The sequence below is a fragment of the Neorhizobium sp. P1_A6 genome, assembly GCF_056406795.1.
The window spans coordinates 167,396-184,402 of the sequence record NZ_JBFTZM010000011.1; the positions used below are offsets into that span (position 1 = coordinate 167,396).

Annotated in this window: 16 protein-coding genes; 8 read left to right on the forward strand and 8 right to left on the reverse strand. The window is 63.1% G+C overall.

The window, feature by feature from the left end:
* Nucleotides 1-124: 124 nt before the first annotated feature.
* The 6 genes from AC1D3C_RS21865 (at nucleotide 125) to dxs (ending at nucleotide 6,245) form a co-directional block, all read left to right on the forward strand.
* Entirely contained in the window at nucleotides 125-2,233 is a 2,109-nt protein-coding gene (locus tag AC1D3C_RS21865) for a TRAP transporter permease (RefSeq protein WP_477484311.1), read from the forward strand.
* Nucleotides 2,234-2,243: 10 nt separating this feature from the next.
* Nucleotides 2,244-2,603: a DUF1850 domain-containing protein gene (locus tag AC1D3C_RS21870; RefSeq protein ID WP_477484312.1), complete on the forward strand. Its 360-nt coding sequence runs from the start codon at nucleotides 2,244-2,246 to the stop codon at nucleotides 2,601-2,603.
* Between the two features lie 40 nt (nucleotides 2,604-2,643).
* Nucleotides 2,644-2,952, forward strand: coding sequence for a nucleotidyltransferase family protein (locus tag AC1D3C_RS21875; RefSeq protein WP_477484313.1), 309 nt, complete (start codon nucleotides 2,644-2,646; stop codon nucleotides 2,950-2,952).
* Nucleotides 2,942-3,298, forward strand: coding sequence for a HepT-like ribonuclease domain-containing protein (locus AC1D3C_RS21880; RefSeq protein WP_477484314.1), 357 nt, complete (start codon nucleotides 2,942-2,944; stop codon nucleotides 3,296-3,298). The genes AC1D3C_RS21875 and AC1D3C_RS21880 overlap by 11 nt, the downstream gene beginning before the upstream one ends.
* Nucleotides 3,299-3,301: 3 nt before the next feature.
* Entirely contained in the window at nucleotides 3,302-4,225 is a 924-nt protein-coding gene (locus tag AC1D3C_RS21885; RefSeq protein ID WP_247136054.1) for a pirin family protein, read from the forward strand.
* 100 nt (nucleotides 4,226-4,325) lie between these two features.
* Nucleotides 4,326-6,245: a 1-deoxy-D-xylulose-5-phosphate synthase gene (gene dxs / locus AC1D3C_RS21890; RefSeq protein ID WP_477484315.1), complete on the forward strand. Its 1,920-nt coding sequence runs from the start codon at nucleotides 4,326-4,328 to the stop codon at nucleotides 6,243-6,245.
* Nucleotides 6,246-6,269: 24 nt separating this feature from the next.
* On the opposite strand, the gene AC1D3C_RS21895 is transcribed toward dxs, so the two are convergent.
* From AC1D3C_RS21895 to AC1D3C_RS21915, 5 genes are all read right to left on the reverse strand, one after another.
* A complete protein-coding gene (locus AC1D3C_RS21895) occupies nucleotides 6,270-7,109 on the reverse strand; it encodes a 2OG-Fe(II) oxygenase (protein WP_038540502.1) in 840 nt (279 codons plus the stop codon).
* A 255-nt stretch (nucleotides 7,110-7,364) separates the two neighbouring features.
* A complete protein-coding gene (locus tag AC1D3C_RS21900) occupies nucleotides 7,365-7,952 on the reverse strand; it encodes a YceI family protein (protein ID WP_477484316.1) in 588 nt (195 codons plus the stop codon).
* Nucleotides 7,949-8,542, reverse strand: coding sequence for a cytochrome b (locus AC1D3C_RS21905; protein WP_477484317.1), 594 nt, complete (start codon nucleotides 8,540-8,542; stop codon nucleotides 7,949-7,951). The genes AC1D3C_RS21900 and AC1D3C_RS21905 overlap by 4 nt, the downstream gene beginning before the upstream one ends.
* A 125-nt stretch (nucleotides 8,543-8,667) precedes the next feature.
* On the reverse strand, nucleotides 8,668-9,663 hold the full coding sequence (locus AC1D3C_RS21910; protein ID WP_477484318.1) for a DUF4424 domain-containing protein: 996 nt from the start codon (nucleotides 9,661-9,663) through the stop codon (nucleotides 8,668-8,670).
* 121 nt (nucleotides 9,664-9,784) lie between these two features.
* On the reverse strand, nucleotides 9,785-11,725 hold the full coding sequence (locus AC1D3C_RS21915) for a methyl-accepting chemotaxis protein (RefSeq protein WP_477484319.1): 1,941 nt from the start codon (nucleotides 11,723-11,725) through the stop codon (nucleotides 9,785-9,787).
* Nucleotides 11,726-11,877: 152 nt separating this feature from the next.
* Between AC1D3C_RS21915 and AC1D3C_RS21920 the strand changes: the two genes are divergently transcribed.
* Both AC1D3C_RS21920 and AC1D3C_RS21925 read left to right on the forward strand, forming a co-directional pair.
* Complete coding sequence (locus AC1D3C_RS21920; RefSeq protein ID WP_477484320.1) at nucleotides 11,878-12,642, forward strand: TlyA family RNA methyltransferase; 765 nt, start codon at nucleotides 11,878-11,880, stop codon at nucleotides 12,640-12,642.
* On the forward strand, nucleotides 12,639-13,883 hold the full coding sequence (locus tag AC1D3C_RS21925; protein ID WP_477484321.1) for a class I SAM-dependent RNA methyltransferase: 1,245 nt from the start codon (nucleotides 12,639-12,641) through the stop codon (nucleotides 13,881-13,883). Before AC1D3C_RS21920 ends, AC1D3C_RS21925 begins: the two co-directional genes overlap by 4 nt.
* A gap of 27 nt (nucleotides 13,884-13,910) precedes the next feature.
* On the opposite strand, the gene AC1D3C_RS21930 is transcribed toward AC1D3C_RS21925, so the two are convergent.
* From AC1D3C_RS21930 to AC1D3C_RS21940, 3 genes are all read right to left on the reverse strand, one after another.
* Complete coding sequence (locus AC1D3C_RS21930) at nucleotides 13,911-14,297, reverse strand: hypothetical protein (RefSeq protein WP_477484322.1); 387 nt, start codon at nucleotides 14,295-14,297, stop codon at nucleotides 13,911-13,913.
* 85 nt (nucleotides 14,298-14,382) lie between these two features.
* Nucleotides 14,383-15,141 (reverse strand): crotonase/enoyl-CoA hydratase family protein, encoded by a 759-nt coding sequence (locus AC1D3C_RS21935; RefSeq protein WP_477484323.1) that lies wholly within the window; start codon nucleotides 15,139-15,141, stop codon nucleotides 14,383-14,385.
* 11 nt (nucleotides 15,142-15,152) lie between these two features.
* Nucleotides 15,153-16,946: an acyl-CoA dehydrogenase gene (locus tag AC1D3C_RS21940; RefSeq protein WP_477484324.1), complete on the reverse strand. Its 1,794-nt coding sequence runs from the start codon at nucleotides 16,944-16,946 to the stop codon at nucleotides 15,153-15,155.
* Between the last annotated feature and the right edge of the window lie 61 nt (nucleotides 16,947-17,007).

Below are 17,007 nucleotides of genomic sequence, written 5' to 3' on the forward strand. Positions count from 1 at the left end.
TGCCGCACTGCCGATGCCCACTTGGTCGGGAGAGAGCCGCGGGTCTTCTCCCCCCTTGTGGGGGAGATGGCCGGCAGGCCAGAGGGGGTTTCCCGACAGACCAGAGAGCTTGCCGAGAGAACCAATGTCCGAAATCCCAACGCAAAACTCGATCACCTCGCATTCTGCCGAAGAGCCTATCGAGGGCCTGCCGGCCGGGTTCGGCGAGGGTTTGACCGGGCGGATTGCCTTCTGGATCGCCTTTGCCTTTACCCTTTTCCAGCTCTGGACAGCCGCCTACGGGACGCTTGCGAGCCAGATCGTCCGCGCCATGCATGTTGGCTTCCTGCTGCTGCTCGGTTTCGTGCTGATCGGCAATCTCGTCGCCAAGACGAAAGCCGGCAAGATCTGGTTCTGGGCGCTCGGCATCGTCGGCTTCCTGACCGGCATCTACAATTGGGTCTTCTACCACGACCTGATCGTCAGGAGCGGGTTCCTGACGACGCCGGACCTTATCGTCGGAACCGTGCTGATCGTGCTCGTCTTCGAAGCGGCACGACGGCTGATGGGCCTGCCGTTGACGATCATCGCCGCCATATTCCTCGCGTACTGCTTTTTCGGCCAATACGCCCCCGGGCCGTTCATCCATCGCGGCTATGATTTCGAACAGATCATCGAGAATTTCGCCTATGGGACCGAGGGCATTTACGGAACGCCGATCTACGTTTCGGCGGCGTATATCTTCATCTTCGTGGTCTTTGCCGCGTTTCTGGAACGCGCCGGCATGCTGGCGCTGTTCAACGATTTCGCACTCGGCCTCGTCGGCACCTGGCGCGGCGGACCGGCGCAGGTCTGCGTGATGTCCTCGGCACTGATGGGCACGATTTCCGGCTCGGGTGTCGCCAATGTCGTCGCCTCCGGACAGTTCACCATTCCGCTTATGAAGCGCTTCGGTTTCCGCTCGGCCTTTGCTGGCGGCGTCGAGGCGACCTCGTCGATGGGCGGGCAGATCATGCCGCCGGTCATGGGTGCCGTCGCCTTCATCATGGCGGAAACGCTCAACGTCTCCTATGCCGAGATCGTCAAGGCCGCGATCATCCCGGCCGTGCTTTATTTCGGCGTCTGCTTCTGGATGGTGTTCCTGGAAGCCGGCAAAGCGGGCCTCAAGGGCATGAGCAAGGCCGACCTGCCGAACCCCTGGGCCGCCGTCCGGGAACACTGGCCGCTGATCCTGCCGCTCGCCGCCCTCGTCTACCTGCTGTTTGCCGGTTATACCCCGATCTTCGCCGGGACGATGGGGCTGGCGCTGGTCATCGTGCTGATCCTCGGCATGCCGCTTGCCGCAAGCATCGGCCCGCTTGCCTTCCGCCTCGTCTTCTGGCTCGTGCTCGGCATCGCCGCCGCCTCCTTCCTGCGTTACGGGGTCAACTTCCTGGCGATCGTCATCCTCGCCCTGATCGTCGGCTGCATCTTCGTCAAGGGCGGGCGCGAGACGCTGGCGATCTGCCGCGACGCCATGGCGGAGGGCGCCAAGAACGCGCTGCCGGTCGGCATCGCCTGCGCCATCGTCGGCATCGTCATCGGCACGCTGACCCTGACCGGCATTGCCTCGACCTTTGTCGGCGCGATCATCCGGGTCGGCGAGCACAACCTGTTCCTGTCGCTGGTCCTGACGATGATCACCTGCCTGATCCTCGGGATGGGCATTCCGACAATCCCGAACTACATCATCACCTCGTCGCTTGCCGGACCTGCGCTGCTCGAACTCGGCGTGCCGCTGATCGTCAGCCACATGTTCGTCTTCTATTTCGGCATCATGGCGGACCTGACGCCGCCGGTGGCGCTCGCCGCCTTCGCGGCCGCGCCGATGGCGAAGACCTCCGGGCTGAAGATCGGCGTGGAGGCGACCAAGCTCGCGACCGCCGGTTTCGTGGTGCCGTTCATGGCCGTCTACACGCCGGCCCTGATGCTGCAGGATCCGGGTGCGATTGCAGCGGCTTGGAGTTATCCGGTCGAGGTCGCCTATGTCTTCCTGAAGGCGTGCTTCGGCATCGCGCTCTGGGGCACGGCGGTGGTCGGCTTCCTCTTTGCCCGCATGGCAGCTTGGGAGCGCCTGCTCGCCTTCATCGCCGGTGCAAGTCTGGTGGTGGCATTTCCCTGGACCGACGAACTCGGCTGGGTACTCGGCGTCATCATCGTCGCGCAACACTGGTGGCGGAACCGCAGCGCGCCGGCCGCACCGGCGCTGACATGAGCAAGGGGCGATGAGCCTCTGCATCCTGGCCGGCGGCAAACTGACGGTGCTTGCCATCTCGATGTTCACGCTCTCCTGGACCCATTCGGTGCAGAAGACCGAATGGCGCGAAACCTGGGCCGTGACACCGGCCGGGCTGGAGCTTCGTCAGGCGGAGGTCAAAGGGTCCGGCGCCGGCATGGAGCCCGGGGCGGACGCGGTGCTAAAGGACGGCTGGTGGGTTTGGCACCCGACGCTGCCGCCGCAGGAACGCATTTCGCTAGCGGCGTCCGGCATGACGCCGGGTGGGTGGAGGCTGTGTCATGCGGGTGGATGTATGGAGCTTGGGGCGACGGCCGGGGATGAGGTGAGCTTGAGCGGGTGTCGCTAACGCTCTCGACCAAATCCGAGGGCTCCACTATATTGTCTGCATGGACAAAGATCTGGTCATCGCCAAACTGAGGGCGCACGAGGACGAGTTGCGCGCCGCGGGCGTGCAGACCCTGTCGCTGTTCGGTTCGGTCGCGCGTGGCGAGGCGACTGAGGGATCCGACGTGGACGTGGTTGTGCAGCTGGATCTCGACGTGACGGGCCGCGGATTCAGCTATTTCAGCTCGCTCTCAGACTTGAAGGAGAAGCTGCAAGACATTGTCGGCAAGCCGGTGGACATCGTCTCCGAGCCGATCCTGAAGCCCAGACTGGCAAAGGAAGTCGCAAGGGACCGCCAACTTGCCTTCTAGCCGTCCATGGGTCAGGGTCGAGGATATTCTCGAAAACGCGCTTGCCATCCTGGAATACACTCAGGGCATGGAACTCGCCGACTATCTCTCCGACCGCAAGACAAGAGATGCCTGTGAACGCTGCCTCTCGCGTATTTCGGAGGCTGCCGTCAAATTGGGTCCATTTGCGGAAGAGGCGTTTCCACAGCATGGTTGGAGAGGCATCCGCGATATCGGCAACATCCTGAGGCACGAATATGATCAGGTGGAAACGGTCAATATCTGGGACGTCATCACGATAAACCTGCAGCCGCTCATTCGCGACATCGAAATCGCGCTTGCCAATCGCGACATATCTGAGGTCTGAACCATGTCCTTCTTCCCCGGAAACGACCCGGTCGCCGGCGACGCCTTTGCCTGTGATGCGATCGAGAACCTGATCATTCCGCGCACCAGCGATATCGGCGGGTTTTCCGTGCGGCGCGCGTTGCCGAGCCGGCAGAGAAGGCTGGTAGGGCCGTTCATCTTCTTTGACCGGATGGGACCGGCGCTGCTGCGGGCCGACGAGGCGCTGGACGTCAAGCCGCATCCGCATATCGGGCTTTCCACCGTCACCTATCTCTTCGATGGCGAGATCAAGCACCGCGACAGCCTCGGCACCGAACTCACCATCCGGCCGGGCGATATCAACCTGATGACCGCCGGCCGCGGCATCGTGCATTCGGAACGCACGCCGGAAAACCTGCGCGGCCATCCGATGTCGGTCTCGGGGCTGCAGACCTGGCTGGCGCTGCCTGATAACAAGGAGGAGATCGATCCGACCTTCTCGCACACGGATAAGGAAAAGATGCCGGTCATAGATGCGGACGGCGCGAGCGGACGGGTGGTGATCGGCGCTTTCGAAGGCCTCGGCTCGCCCGTCTCGACCTTCACCGACACGCTCTATGTCGATCTCCGCCTCGAGGCTGGCAAGCGCTTCCCGTTTGCGGCGGCGCATGAGGAGCGGGCGATCTACATCCTTTCCGGCGAGCTCGTCGTTTCCGGCGATCGGTTCGCGGCCGACCAGCTTCTCGTCTTCCGGCCGGGCGACAATATCACCCTCGAAGCCGGCGCTTCGGGCTGCCACCTGATGCTGTTCGGCGGGGCGGCGCTGAATTCCAAGCGCTATATCTGGTGGAACTTCGTTTCCTCCTCCAAGGAGCGTATCGAAAAGGCGAAAGAGGAATGGCGCACCGGCCGTTTCGATATCGTGCCCGGGGACGAGGAGGAGTTTGTCCCCTTGCCCACCGCCTGAAATCGGTTAGAACCGCAGGTCATGCAACTTGAAAAAGCCTGCTTTCTTCTCATCTTGGGGGAGAACACGCTTCCGGAAAGAGCAGAAAAGGCCATCGTCCGTGACATCAATCCCCGCCACGCCATTGCTCGACAAGGTCAAGCTTCCCTCCGATCTTCGCGCCATCGAAGATCGCGACCTGACGCAGCTTGCCCGCGAATTGCGCGACGAGATGATCGATGCGGTGTCGCGCACCGGCGGCCATCTCGGCGCCGGCCTCGGCGTCGTGGAACTGACGATCGCCATCCACAAGGTATTCAACACGCCGGATGACAGGCTGATCTTCGATGTCGGCCATCAGTGTTATCCGCACAAGATCCTCACCGGCCGGCGCGACCGCATTCGCACGCTGCGGCAGGAGGACGGGCTTTCCGGCTTCACCCGCCGGGCCGAGAGCGAATACGATCCGTTCGGCGCGGCACACTCTTCCACATCGATCTCAGCCGGCCTCGGCATGGCGGTCGCGGCCGATCTCTCCGGCTCGAAGCGCAATGTCATCGCGGTCATCGGCGACGGCGCGATGTCGGCCGGCATGGCCTATGAGGCGTTGAACAATGCCGGCGCGCTGGATGCCCGGCTGATCGTCATCTTGAACGACAACGACATGTCGATCGCCCCCCCGACCGGCGCGATGAGCGCTTATCTGGCGCGGCTCGCCTCCGGCCGCACCTATATGGGCTTTCGCGATCTCGGCAAGAAGCTGACCGCCTATCTCGGCAAGAATGTCGACCGGGCGATCACCCGCGCCGTCGAACATGCCCGCGGTTACGTCACCGGCGGCACGATGTTCGAGGAAATGGGCTTCTACCATATCGGCCCGATCGACGGTCATTCCTTCGACCACCTCCTGCCGGTACTGCGCAACGTGCGCGACAATGCCCGCGGCCCGGTGCTGATCCATGTGGTGACGCAGAAGGGCAAGGGTTACGCGCCGGCGGAAGCCGCCGCCGACAAATATCACGGCGTCAACAAGTTCGACGTCATCACCGGTGCGCAGGCGAAATCGAAGCCGAACGCACCGAGCTATACGAGCGTCTTCGGCGAGGCGCTGGTCCAGGAAGCAGCCCTCGACGAGAAGATCGTCGGGGTCACCGCCGCGATGCCGAACGGCACCGGTATCGACAAGCTGGCGGATGTCTTTCCGGCCCGGACCTTCGATGTCGGCATTGCCGAACAGCATGCGGTGACGTTTGCGGCGGGCCTTGCGGCAGAGGGCTACAAGCCTTTCTGCGCGCTCTATTCGACCTTCCTGCAGCGCGGTTACGACCAGGTCGTCCATGACGTGGCGATCCAGGGATTGCCGGTGCGTTTCCCGATCGACCGCGCCGGCTTCGTCGGCGCCGACGGGCCGACCCACGCGGGCTCGTTCGATACGACCTTCCTCGCGACGCTCCCGGGCATGGTGGTGATGGCCGCCGCCGACGAGGCGGAGCTGAAGCATATGGTGCGTACAGCCGCTGCCTATGACGACGGCCCGATCTCCTTCCGTTATCCGCGCGGCGAAGGCGTCGGGGTCGAGTTGCCGGAACGCGGCCAGATCCTTGAAATCGGCAAGGGCCGGGTGGTCAAGCAAGGTGCCAAGGTAGCGCTGCTTTCCTTCGGCACGCGCCTTAAGGAATGTGTGCTTGCAGCCGAGGATCTCGACGCCGCCGGTCTTTCGACCACGGTTGCGGATGCGCGCTTTGCCAAGCCGCTGGACCATGACCTGATCCGCCAACTCGCCCGCCATCACGAAGTGCTGATCACCATCGAGGAAGGCGCGGTCGGCGGCTTCGGCAGTCATGTGCTGCAGTTCCTCGCGACCGAGGGCCTGCTCGACAACGGCCTGAAAATCCGCTCGCTGGTGCTGCCGGACATCTGGATGCAGCAGGCAAGCCCGGACGCGATGTATGCCAAGGCCGGCCTCGACCGCGCCGGCATCGTCTCGACCGTGTTCAGGACGCTCGGCCAGCCCCAGATCGGCGTCGGCTTTGCCGGCTGAGCCCGGTCGTCAGGTCCTCCCGGATTAGAAACCGAGGCGGCTCAGCGGCCCGATGATCTTGCGATAGAGCATCGGTGGTGTGAAATCCCGCAGCACGTCGCGGCGTATTTCGGCGTAATCCTTCTTGTCGGTGGAATTCGGCCGCGGCTTGAAGAGCGTCGAATGCGACTTGCGGGAATCGTCCCACGTTGCCGTGTAATAATAGAGCGCGATCGAATCTCTCGATTTGTCTTCCGGATGGTTCACGACCGAGGGGTTGCCGTGGAAGGAATCCGATGTGGTCGAGAAGGTGACCATGCGATTGAACAGGGGAGTGAAGCTGTGCACCTTGCCCTTCATCTCCTTGTCCCAGATCTCGAACGAGCCGCCCCACTCTTCCCGCCAGTCCTTGTTGAGATAGATCAGCGTGTTGAGCCGGCGCTCGACCTTCATCTTGGAATGGAGATTGAAGTCGGCATGGATATCGAGATGCCCGCCATTGGCGGTCTCATGAACGCCGGCGCCGAAAAAGAATGGGTCGGGGATCAATCCTTCGATCCCAGTCATCTCCTCCAGAAACAGAATGAAGGGGCGCGAATTCAGCGCATAAAACAGGTTCTTGGTGTAGGTCGGAAGCCGTTCCGGCACGTAGGAGACCTTCTTGTTCTCCTGCGCCCTCGCAAAAGTCGTCTCCTTTTCCGGACGGTTCCGGAGGTCGGTCAGGACGTTCTCCAGAACCTGCTCGGGCAGGAAATTGTCGATGCAGATATGCGGATAAGGCGAAGCCGATTGGTAAGCCCCGGCATAGTTCTTGGCCATCGAGCGAGCGGCATCAACATCTGCCAGAAGAGTATCCGCATCAATGGGATATACTAACTGCGCCATTACACTCCCCCAAATTATACTTTGGCCAGAGTGTCATAATTTTTAGATGGTGCAAGCATGACAAAAGCTCATACTTCGAAAGCGTTAGTCGTTAGATAAATTCGAAACCAGATCCCACCCCTCAATTACGGCTTTGAAATCAAATACTTCATTTGGAAGTGCCTTTCCACGCCTCGACCGCACCCCGCACAGAGGCTCCGAAGCAGTATCCTCCTACGTCGAATGAAGTAACGCATCCCATCGAAGGGGCGGTTCCTAGTTCCGCTCGCCTTCGATCACCATGTCGAACTGCACGACATTGGAATAGATCGGCGTGCCGACGTCCATGGCGTAGCGGGAGCGGAAGATCTTGCCGCTGACATTGAAACCTATCTTCCGTCCGCTCCAGGAGGTCAGCTTCACATCGAAGACTTCGGACGAGCTATGCCCCTTGGCGGTCAGCGTGCCGGTGATGCGGGCGCTGTCCGGGCCGGTCTGCTCGACGCGTTCCGAGCGGAACGAGATCGTCTCGAAATGACCGGAATCGAAGACGGCACCGGAACGCAGGAAGGCATCGATGCGGTCCTGGCCGGTGCTGACGCTTTCCGGCTTCAGATCGAAATTCACCATGGAATGCGTAAGATCGCCGGCTTTGAGGTTGAACGTGCCTGAAAACTTACCGAACTTGCCCTTGATGCCGCCGCCGCCGACCTGATCCACGGCAAACGCGATGCGGGAACCGGAGGTGATGGCATAACGCCCCGCCGCCTCGGTGAGGCTCGGAACGTTCACGGCCGAGAAGCCGGCTCCGGGAAGCGACATGGCGAGCAGCATGGCTGCGATGACGGTTGTCTTGCGGGTCATGGTCCCGGCTCCTCGATGGATGTTTTTGCGGTGCGGTGCCGGCTGCCGAGCATGCGGGTGAGCACCTCATCATGCCTGACATAGTGGTGGTAGAGTGCAGCGCCCGAATGCAGGAGGACGAGGGCCAGCATCGAATAGGCGAGAACCGCATGGACGGTCGACCACCAGGCCTCGGCGGCATCGGACTTCGGCACCGGAAGATGCGGAATGACGACGAGGTTGAACGCGAAGGTCGGAATTTCGAGCGGCGATACGGAGGCGATCATCCAGCCGGCCACCGGCACAGCCACCGCCAAGGTCAGCAGCAGATAGTGCATCGCGTCTGCCGAGCGATATTCCAGGGCGCTTAGACCTTTGACGGGTTTCACCCGCACGACCGTCAGCGAATGGACGAGCCTCACGGCCGCCAGAAGCAGCGCCAGCATGCCGAAGGACTTGTGCCACTGGAAAAGCGAGAACTGCAGGGCTGGATCGATCGATTGGAGGGTCATGACGAAGCCGAGCACCAACAGGCCGAGGATCAACAACGCGATCAGCCAGTGCAGAACGATCGCGATGGGATCATAACCATCGGCAGGGCGACGCGGCATGGGATGTTCCCGGAACTCTTGGGCTAACTTACGATCGGAAACATCGTGCTTTCCGATCCGGCCGGCAAGCGCCAGCGCGATCACTTTCATTCAATATTACTGAATTCGGATCTTTGCCGCCACCGTCACTGATCGGCGGCCGTCAGGAACAGGATATTAAGATCCTTGTCCGGATAGAAATCGTCCGCCGTCATCTCGAAAGTCGTGGGGCCGATCTTCTTCACGCCGTTGCCGCAGAAGCTGACGTAATCCTTCTCCTTCCCCTTGTCGATCGTCAGCTTGAACTTACCGATCGAACCGCCCCAGTTGGCGCCGGTAGTGAGGATGTAGGACACCCATTGCTCGGTATAGTTCGGGCCGCCTTTTCCGGCCGCAGCTTCGAGTTTTGCCGCGGTCTTCATGAATGCGGCGTCGATGCAGTAGCGGTCGGCATAATCCTTGTAATTCGTCGCCGGCTTACCCTGATCGATGAAGGTCATGGCGACAGTGCCGCCGACGCTCGGCTTATAGCGATGGCTGACATGGACGGGTTTGCCGGCCGGAAACTTCGTCTTCCACCAATAGACCGAGCGCAGCGTCCAGGCCGGCGTCAGGTCCTCCTGCCAGCCCTTGCCGGCGTCGTAGCGGTTGACGAACACCAGCCCCTCGGCGATCCAGGCGGCCTTCACGTCTTCGGGCAGGGCCTTGAGTGCGGCAAGCGTCCTGTCGCTATAGGGCAGAAGCGGAATGTTGCGCGCCACGAGTTCGTCTGTGCGGTCGATGCCGGCGGCCAGCACCCTTTGCTGCAGCTCCGGCTTGATCTGCCGGCTGTCCTGCACGACCGAGAAACCGAGGAAATTGTCGCTGTCGGTGTTCTCGAGCGCGATATCGCTGTCCATGCTGCCGGTGATGTCCGGCATCGGGAAGGCGATGACGCTTTCGACATCCTTGTCGCTGGCGTTCTTGAAGACATAATCGACCAGCACTTCCTCGCGGGAAATGTAGAGCTGCTCCTCGGCCATGGCGACGTCGGAGGTCTGGACGTAGATCAGCCCGCCCGTCTTCAGTTCCGCCATGGAATCGTTGGCGAGTGCCGGGTTCGCGACGAACAAAAGTCCGCCGATCAGCAAGGTGCATCGCATATCCGTCCCTCCCATTTCCTCGCCGGTTTTCGGCCGCCGGAAGATAGACGCAAATGCTGAAACAGAGAAGGCAGGCCGGATGGTCTCTGGCCTGCCTTCTCGATCAAACCGTATGGACGGATCAGAATTCCGACCACTCTTCCTTGACGGCGGCGGCGCTCGCCACCTTGCCGGAAAAGGCGCGGGCGACGGTGGAACGCAGGGCATTTGCCGGCGATGCCACCGGACGGGCTGCCGACGGGGCTGCAACCGGACGCGAGGTCCGGACCGATGGCGTGCCCCCGAAGTTGAACTGCCTCAGCAGGGCATCGAGCGCCTGGGCTTCCTGGGCAAGCTTGTGGCTTGCCGCGTTCTGCTCTTCGACCATGGCGGCGTTCTGCTGCGTGCCCTGGTCCATAGCGTTGACCGATGTGTTGATCTCCTGGAGACCGGTCGACTGTTCGCGGGTGGAGATGACGATGGCGGAGAGGTGCTGGTTGATCTGCTGCACTTCGCCGACGATCGCTTCCAGCGCCTGGCCGGTCTCGCCGACCAGCGCGACGCCCGCATCCACCTGCTGGCTGGAGGTGGTGATCAGCGCCTTGATCTCCTTTGCCGCATTGGCGGAACGCTGGGCGAGTTCGCGGACTTCCTGTGCGACGACCGCAAAGCCCTTGCCCGCCTCGCCGGCGCGAGCCGCCTCGACGCCTGCATTGAGCGCGAGAAGGTTGGTCTGGAAAGCGATGTCGTCGATGACCGAGATGATATTGCTGATCTCACCTGACGACTTCGAGATTTGCTCCATGGCGGAGACAGCCCGGCGGACCACTTCGCCCGATTTCTCGGCGCCGATGCGGGTGCGCTCGACGCGCTGGCCGACGTCTTCAGCTCGGCGGGCCGATTCCTTTACCGTCGTCGTCACCTGTTCGAGTGCGGCGGCTGTCTCTTCGACGGCTGCGGCCTGCTGTTCCGTGCGGCGGCCGAGATCGTCAGCCGCGGAGCGGATTTCGCCGGCACCGGAACTGATAGCCGAGGCGTTCTCGCCGACCGCCTGGAGGGCGGCCTGCAGCCGGCCGAGCGCCTGGTTAAAATCGGTGCGCAGCCGATCGAGATTGCCGGAGAACGGCTTTTCGATGCGGTAGGCGACATCGCCATCGGCAAGGCTTGCAAGCCCGGTGGCCAGCGCGTCGATCGCAAACTCGATATTGGCGGCTTCGCGTGCCTTCTGGGCGTCGTTGTCGAGGCGTTCACGCTCGCGGGTGTCGCGCAGGACATCCGCATCGCGGGCCAGACGCTGCTTTTCGATCGCCGCATCCTTGAAGACCGTGACGGCCTTGGCCATCCGGCCGACTTCGTCGCCGCGTTCGAGAGCCGGAATTCCGATATCATGATTGCCGCCGGCAAGGCTGGTCATGGCCTCCGTCATGCCGACGATCGGTTGGACGATGGCACGCGACAGGGCAAACACGAGGGCGACCGCGATCAGGCCGGCAATGCCGCCGCCGATGAGGAGCGTCAGCAGCAGATCGGTATGGGCCTGGGTCTGGGCGCTGACCATGGTGGTCGACAGGTCGAAAGCCTGCTTCTTGATCTTGGCGGCAGCCTCGCGGAACACGTCGAGCTGGCCCTTCGACTGGTTGCGGCCGATCTCGATGACTTCCTCGATCGGCTTGCCGGTGTTCTTGCGGGCGTCGATCTGCGGAACGGTAAGCTGGGTGTGGAACACATCGGCTGCGGCACGCATCGCATCAAGCGAAGCGACCATATCCGGCACGCCGGCGGCCGCCTTCTTGGCGGCGTCGATCGCCGCGATCATCTTTTCGCGGTTGTTGAAGACGTCGGCATAGGTGCTGTCGCTCTTGAAGAGCAGGAAGCCGCGCTGATTGACGGCCTGTTCCAGCATCGCTTCGAGCGCCGCGTCCACATTCATCATGATCGTCTGGGAAACGACCTGCTGCGCAGACGAGCGGCTCGATTTCAAGGCCTGCCAATAAACGCCGGCGGACGCCAGCAGACAGACCGACATCAACGCCGCGAAGGTGATGATCAGCTTCTTGTTCAGGGATAGGTTTTTAAGCGACATCGGGGGCTTCCGCTCTCGGGTGAAACAGCATTGGGCATCTCCTCCGGCGGCGAGAGAATCCCAACATGATTAAAATTTGATTGAACCCGGCGCGGGTTTTCATGAAGCAAGGCCCTTGCAAGCCGGCCGATAGGCAGGCATTGACTGCGACCATGTCCTCAAGCCCTGAAAACCAACGCCTCGACCAGCTTCTCGTCTCGCTCAATCTCGTGGCGAGCAGAGCTCGCGCGCGCGACGCGATCGCCCGCGGCACCGTTACCGTCAACGGCCGCGTCGTCACCAAACCGAGCCTCACCTTCCCGCTCGACGCGAAACTCACGATCGACGACCCGGCACAGGATTACGTCTCCCGCGCGGCGCTGAAGCTTGTGGCGGCACTCGATCACTTCAAGCTCGACCCGGCCGGCCACGACTGTCTCGATATCGGCGCCTCGACCGGCGGCTTTACCGAAGTGCTGATCATGCGCGGCGCAGAACACGTGACCTCGATCGACGTCGGCCACGGACAGATGCATCCGCGGCTGCTCGCCGAGCCGCGGGTCACCAATATCGAGGGCCTCAACGCCCGATATCTGACCGCCGAGGATTACGACGACCGCGAGATCACCTTCATCGTCTCGGACGTCTCGTTCATCTCGCTGAAGCTGGCGCTGGCGCCGGCCTTGGATCTTGCCGAGCCCGGCGCGCATTGCGTGCTGCTGGTCAAGCCGCAATTCGAGGCGGGACGCGATGCGATCAGCAAGGCCGGGCTGCTGAAGGAGCCGGAGACGGCGCCGGCGGTTGCCGCGGAACTCGAACGCTGGCTGGTCGAAGAGATGGGCTGGGCGAGCCTCGGGCTCATCCCTTCCCCGATCGCCGGCGGCGACGGCAACCAGGAATACCTGCTCGCAGGCAGGAAGYCCGGTGAACCTTCATGAGCACGGTCACCGTCACGATCAGCCGGCTCGGCGCCCAGGGCCACGGCATCGCCAATGGCGAAGACGGCCCCGTCTACGTGCCCTATGCGCTGCCCGGCGAAACGCTGGCGATCGCCCGCAACGGCGATCACGGCACGGTCATGTCGACGTCCAACCCGTCGCCGGACCGGGTCACGCCGCCCTGTCGCCACTTCGGGCCTGACAGCGACGCCTGCGGCGGCTGTTCGCTGCAGCATCTGGCCGACGCGCCCTATCACGCCTTCAAGCGCAACCTCGTGGTCGAGGCGCTGAAATCCAAGGGCCTGACGCCTGACGTGGGCGAACTGGTCATAGCGCATCCCGGCGAACGGCGGCGGGTGGTGTTTTCCGCCCGCAAGACCGAGAAGGAGTTGCTGCTCGGCTTCAACCGCGCCGAGACGAACCACATCGTCTCGATCGTCGAATGTCCGATCGCCTCGCCCGGCATCGTTGGCCGGCTGGAGGCGATCCGCGCGGTGGGCAAGGCGCTGGCGACCGGTTCTGAGACATTCCGCATCGCGGTTCTCGAAACGCTTGCCGGCCTCGATCTTGCCGCAGAAGGGCTGAAGCCGCTTGACGACAAGCAGCGGCGCACGGTCACCGAGACGGTGCTGGCGCTGAAGAGCATCGCGCGGGTTTCGGTCAATGGCGAGATCGTCATCGAATTGCAGAAGCCGCTGGTGGATTTCGGCGGCGTCAAGGTCTCCCCGCCACCCGGCGCCTTTACCCAGGCGACGAAACCGGCGGAAGACGCTATGGCCGAACTGGTGCTGTCGCATATCGGCAAGGCCAAGCGGGTTATCGACCTGTTTGCCGGCTCCGGCACCTTCTCGCTCCGGCTCGCCCGCATCGCCAAGGTGCATGCAGTCGAAGGCGACGAGAAATCGGTCAGGGCGCTCGACCTTGCGGGCCGCAACACTCAAGGCCTGAAGCCCGTATCGGTGGAGAAGCGCGACCTCTACCGCCGGCCGATGATGGTTTCGGAACTGAAGAACTACGACGCCGTCGTCTTCGATCCGCCGCGCGCCGGTGCCGAAGTCCAGATGAAGGAGCTTGCCCGCTCGACCGTGAAGACGGTCGTGGCGGTGAGCTGCAACCCGCTGACGCTTGCCCGCGACCTTCGGATTCTCGTCGATGCCGGATACCAGATCAAAGCGGTCACGCCGATCGACCAGTTTCTCTGGTCGCCGCATGTGGAAGCGGTGGCGCTGCTGCAGAAATGAGCTCGGGCGGGCGGACCGCCGGGCTTCCTACCGATCCAGATCAAGCGTACCGGTGCCAACCACGCCGGAGCAGCGGCAGCGGCTGCCGACGCGGCCGGGATCGGCATTGCAGACATAGGGACGACGGCGGTCCATGCTCGGCGGCGGAGAGACGACGCAGACATAACGTTGCGGGCGGGGACGATTTCTATCGCGGTCACGGTCGCGGTCGCGATCTCTGTCCCGGTCACGGTCCCTGTCACGGTCGCGGTCGTCGTCACGGCGGATGATGAGTCCGTTGGGGCCGATGGTGACGGAAGGGCTTTGGGCGAGCTGCAGCGGCTGGCTCTGCGAGGGGAACGCCAGCGTCTCGGCCTGCGCCGGCGCTATTCCAATAAGCAGTACGAGCAAGCTCGCCGAAATACGATGCATCATTGTTCCCTCCCGATCGATTGGAGGCAATCTAGCGCTGAAGTTGCGTCAAAAGAAGACGGGAACAGAAATTTCCCGTGCGACACCGTTAACGCCGCATGAAGGCCTCGAAGGCGGCGCGCGCCTCGGCGCTTTTAAGCTGGGCGGAGAAATGCACCAGCTCCTCGTCGATACGCGCAAGCACCGCCTCGCGCGGTCCGCGCACCAGATCACGAGCGATCTTCAGGGCCTGCGGCGGTTTTCTTGCAAGGCTGGCGGCAAGCGCCAGCGTCTCAGCTTCGACCGCCTGCGGCTCCACAATCTTCCAGATCAACCCGGCATCGAGTGCAGCTTGCGCCGAAAACCCCTCGCCCGCCACCAGCATGGCAAAGGCGCGCTGGTGGCCGATGGCTTTCGGCGCCAGCAGGCTGGAAGCGGCTTCCGGCACCAGCGCCAGGTCGACGAAGGGCGTCTTGAAGACGCTGCGGGCGGAGGCGATCGTCAGGTCGCAATGCATGTTCAAGGTGGTTCCGATGCCGATCGCCAGGCCATCGACGCCCGACACCAGCGGCTTTTCGGCAAGCGCTAAGGCCTTGATGAAAACGGCGGCGGCAGGTGCCTCCTTCGATCCGGACATGGCGTAGGTAAGAAAATCCCCCATGTCGTTGCCGGCGGAGAAGCAGTCCTCGCTGCCGAGGAAGGCGACGGCGCGAACGGCGTCGTCTCTGTTTGCCTCTTCGAGCGCCGCGGTCATGCGGTTGTACATGGCCGAGGTGATGGCGTTCTTCTTTTCCGGCCGGTTGAAGCGGATCACCATGACGCCCGGCCGGGCCTCGGGGCGCTCGATGAGGATGTGGTTGTCGCTCACGGATGCCTCCTTCAGGCGAGGATCGCGCGGGCGGCTTGAAGGCTCGCGGCGCCTGAAACGACGCGGTCCTTCAGGGCCGAGGTTTCGGCCAGCAGGTTTTCGGCCATGAAGCGGCAGAGCGCGACGCGCTTTTCCGGGCCACCGTTATCGACAGCGACAAGCGCGCCCTTGGCAAGATAACAGCCGGTCAGCACCAGGCCGAACAGGCGCTGATAGGGCGTCGCACCGGCAAGCGCATCGGCGGTCTTGCCGGCGGCCTGGGTGTCGAGGAGCCAGCCGGTGGCGGTTTCGAGTGCGGCGATGGCGGCGCGCAGACGGTCGCCGGTCTCGCCGAATGCCATATCGTTGGAGGCCGAGACCTTGTCGGCGATCTCCTTCAGCTCGCCGATGAAGCCGCGCACCTGGTCGCCCGAGGAGAGCGGCAGCTTGCGGATCACGAGGTCTATCGCCTGGATGCCGTTGGTACCCTCGTAGATCGGCGCGATACGGGCGTCGCGCAGGTAACGGGCAGCGCCGGTCTCCTCGATAAAGCCCATGCCGCCATGCACCTGGATGCCGAGCGATGCGACGTCGACGCCGGCATCGGTCGCGAAGGATTTTGCGATCGGTGTCAGAAGGGCTGCGCGTTCGGTCCAGTGGCGGGCCTCGTCGCCCTCGGTATGATGCGACATGTCGGTCGCGTGGGCGCAGGCGTAGCAGATGGCGCGCGCGCCTTGGGTCAACGCCTTCATGGTGATCAGCGTGCGGGCGATGTCCGGATGGTCGATGATCGGGCTCATGCCCTCCCCCGACCAGCCGGGCGCCTTGCCCTGAGTGCGTTCCCTGGCAAAGGCGACGGCCTTCTGGGTGGCGGCTTCGGCGATCGCCACGCCTTGCATGCCGACCGCCAGGCGGGCATTGTTCATCATCGTGAACATGCAGGCGAGGCCCTTGTTCTCCTCGCCGATCAGCCAGCCGATCGCGCCCTTGTCCTCTTCGTTTCCGGGAGAATATTTGCCGTCGCCATAGATCATCGTGCAGGTCGGCGAGCCGTGGATGCCGAGCTTGTGTTCGATCGAATGGCAGAAGACGTCGTTGCGCGCCTCCAGCGATCCGTCGTCGCCCACGAGAAATTTCGGCACCAGGAAAAGCGAGATGCCGCGGGTGCCGGCAGGCGCGTCGGGGAGCCGCGCCAGTACCAGATGGATGATGTTGTCGGCGGCGTCGTGCTCGCCCCAGGTGATGAAGATCTTCTGGCCGAAAATGCGGTAGCTGCCGTCGTCGCTGCGCTCGGCACGGGCTTTCAAAACGCCGAGATCGGAGCCGGCATGCGGCTCGGTCAGGTTCATGGTGCCGGTCCATTCGCCGGAGACCATCTTTGCGAGGTATTTTTCCTTCAGCGCCTCGCTGCCGTGGACGACCAGCGCCTCGATGGCGCCCATGGTCAGTGTCGGGGCGAGCGCGAAGGCCATGGAGGCGGAATTCCACATTTCGAGCGCGGCGACGTTGAGCATATGCGGCAGGTTCTGGCCGCCATAGGCTTCTGGCGCGGTCAGGCCGTTCCAGCCGCCTTCTCGCCAGTGACGATAGAGTTCCGGCCAGCCGTCGGGCGTCTTCACCTTGCCGTCGATGAGGCGGGCGCCCTGTTTGTCGCCGATCTCGCCGAGCGGCGCCATCTCGTTGCCCGCAAACCGCCCCGCTTCCTCCAGGATCGCCTCGACCAGATCGGCACTCAGGTCACCGAACCTGCCGATCTCCAGGGCGTCGGCAAGACCGGCCACGTGGTTCAGGGTGAAGGCGATCTCCTCGACCGGTGCCTTGTACATGATGCTCCTCCTCGTGGGCGCAGTTGTGACTGCCCTAACCTGGCCGATTCTACTCCGTCGG

Bases quoted from the DNA above. Each gene is read 5' to 3' on its own strand.
- AC1D3C_RS21865 (WP_477484311.1), top strand. From the start codon at position 125: ATGTCCGAAATCCCAACGCAAAACTCGATCACCTCGCATTCTGCCGAA.
- AC1D3C_RS21870 (WP_477484312.1), top strand. From the start codon at position 2,244: ATGAGCCTCTGCATCCTGGCCGGCGGCAAACTGACGGTGCTTGCCATC.
- AC1D3C_RS21875 (WP_477484313.1), top strand. From the start codon at position 2,644: ATGGACAAAGATCTGGTCATCGCCAAACTGAGGGCGCACGAGGACGAG.
- AC1D3C_RS21885 (WP_247136054.1), top strand. From the start codon at position 3,302: ATGTCCTTCTTCCCCGGAAACGACCCGGTCGCCGGCGACGCCTTTGCC.
- AC1D3C_RS21895 (WP_038540502.1), bottom strand. From the start codon at position 7,109: ATGGCGCAGTTAGTATATCCCATTGATGCGGATACTCTTCTGGCAGAT.
- AC1D3C_RS21900 (WP_477484316.1), bottom strand. From the start codon at position 7,952: ATGACCCGCAAGACAACCGTCATCGCAGCCATGCTGCTCGCCATGTCG.
- AC1D3C_RS21905 (WP_477484317.1), bottom strand. From the start codon at position 8,542: ATGCCGCGTCGCCCTGCCGATGGTTATGATCCCATCGCGATCGTTCTG.
- AC1D3C_RS21910 (WP_477484318.1), bottom strand. From the start codon at position 9,663: ATGCGATGCACCTTGCTGATCGGCGGACTTTTGTTCGTCGCGAACCCG.
- AC1D3C_RS21915 (WP_477484319.1), bottom strand. From the start codon at position 11,725: ATGTCGCTTAAAAACCTATCCCTGAACAAGAAGCTGATCATCACCTTC.
- AC1D3C_RS21925 (WP_477484321.1), top strand. From the start codon at position 12,639: ATGAGCACGGTCACCGTCACGATCAGCCGGCTCGGCGCCCAGGGCCAC.
- AC1D3C_RS21930 (WP_477484322.1), bottom strand. From the start codon at position 14,297: ATGATGCATCGTATTTCGGCGAGCTTGCTCGTACTGCTTATTGGAATA.
- AC1D3C_RS21940 (WP_477484324.1), bottom strand. From the start codon at position 16,946: ATGTACAAGGCACCGGTCGAGGAGATCGCCTTCACCCTGAACCACGTG.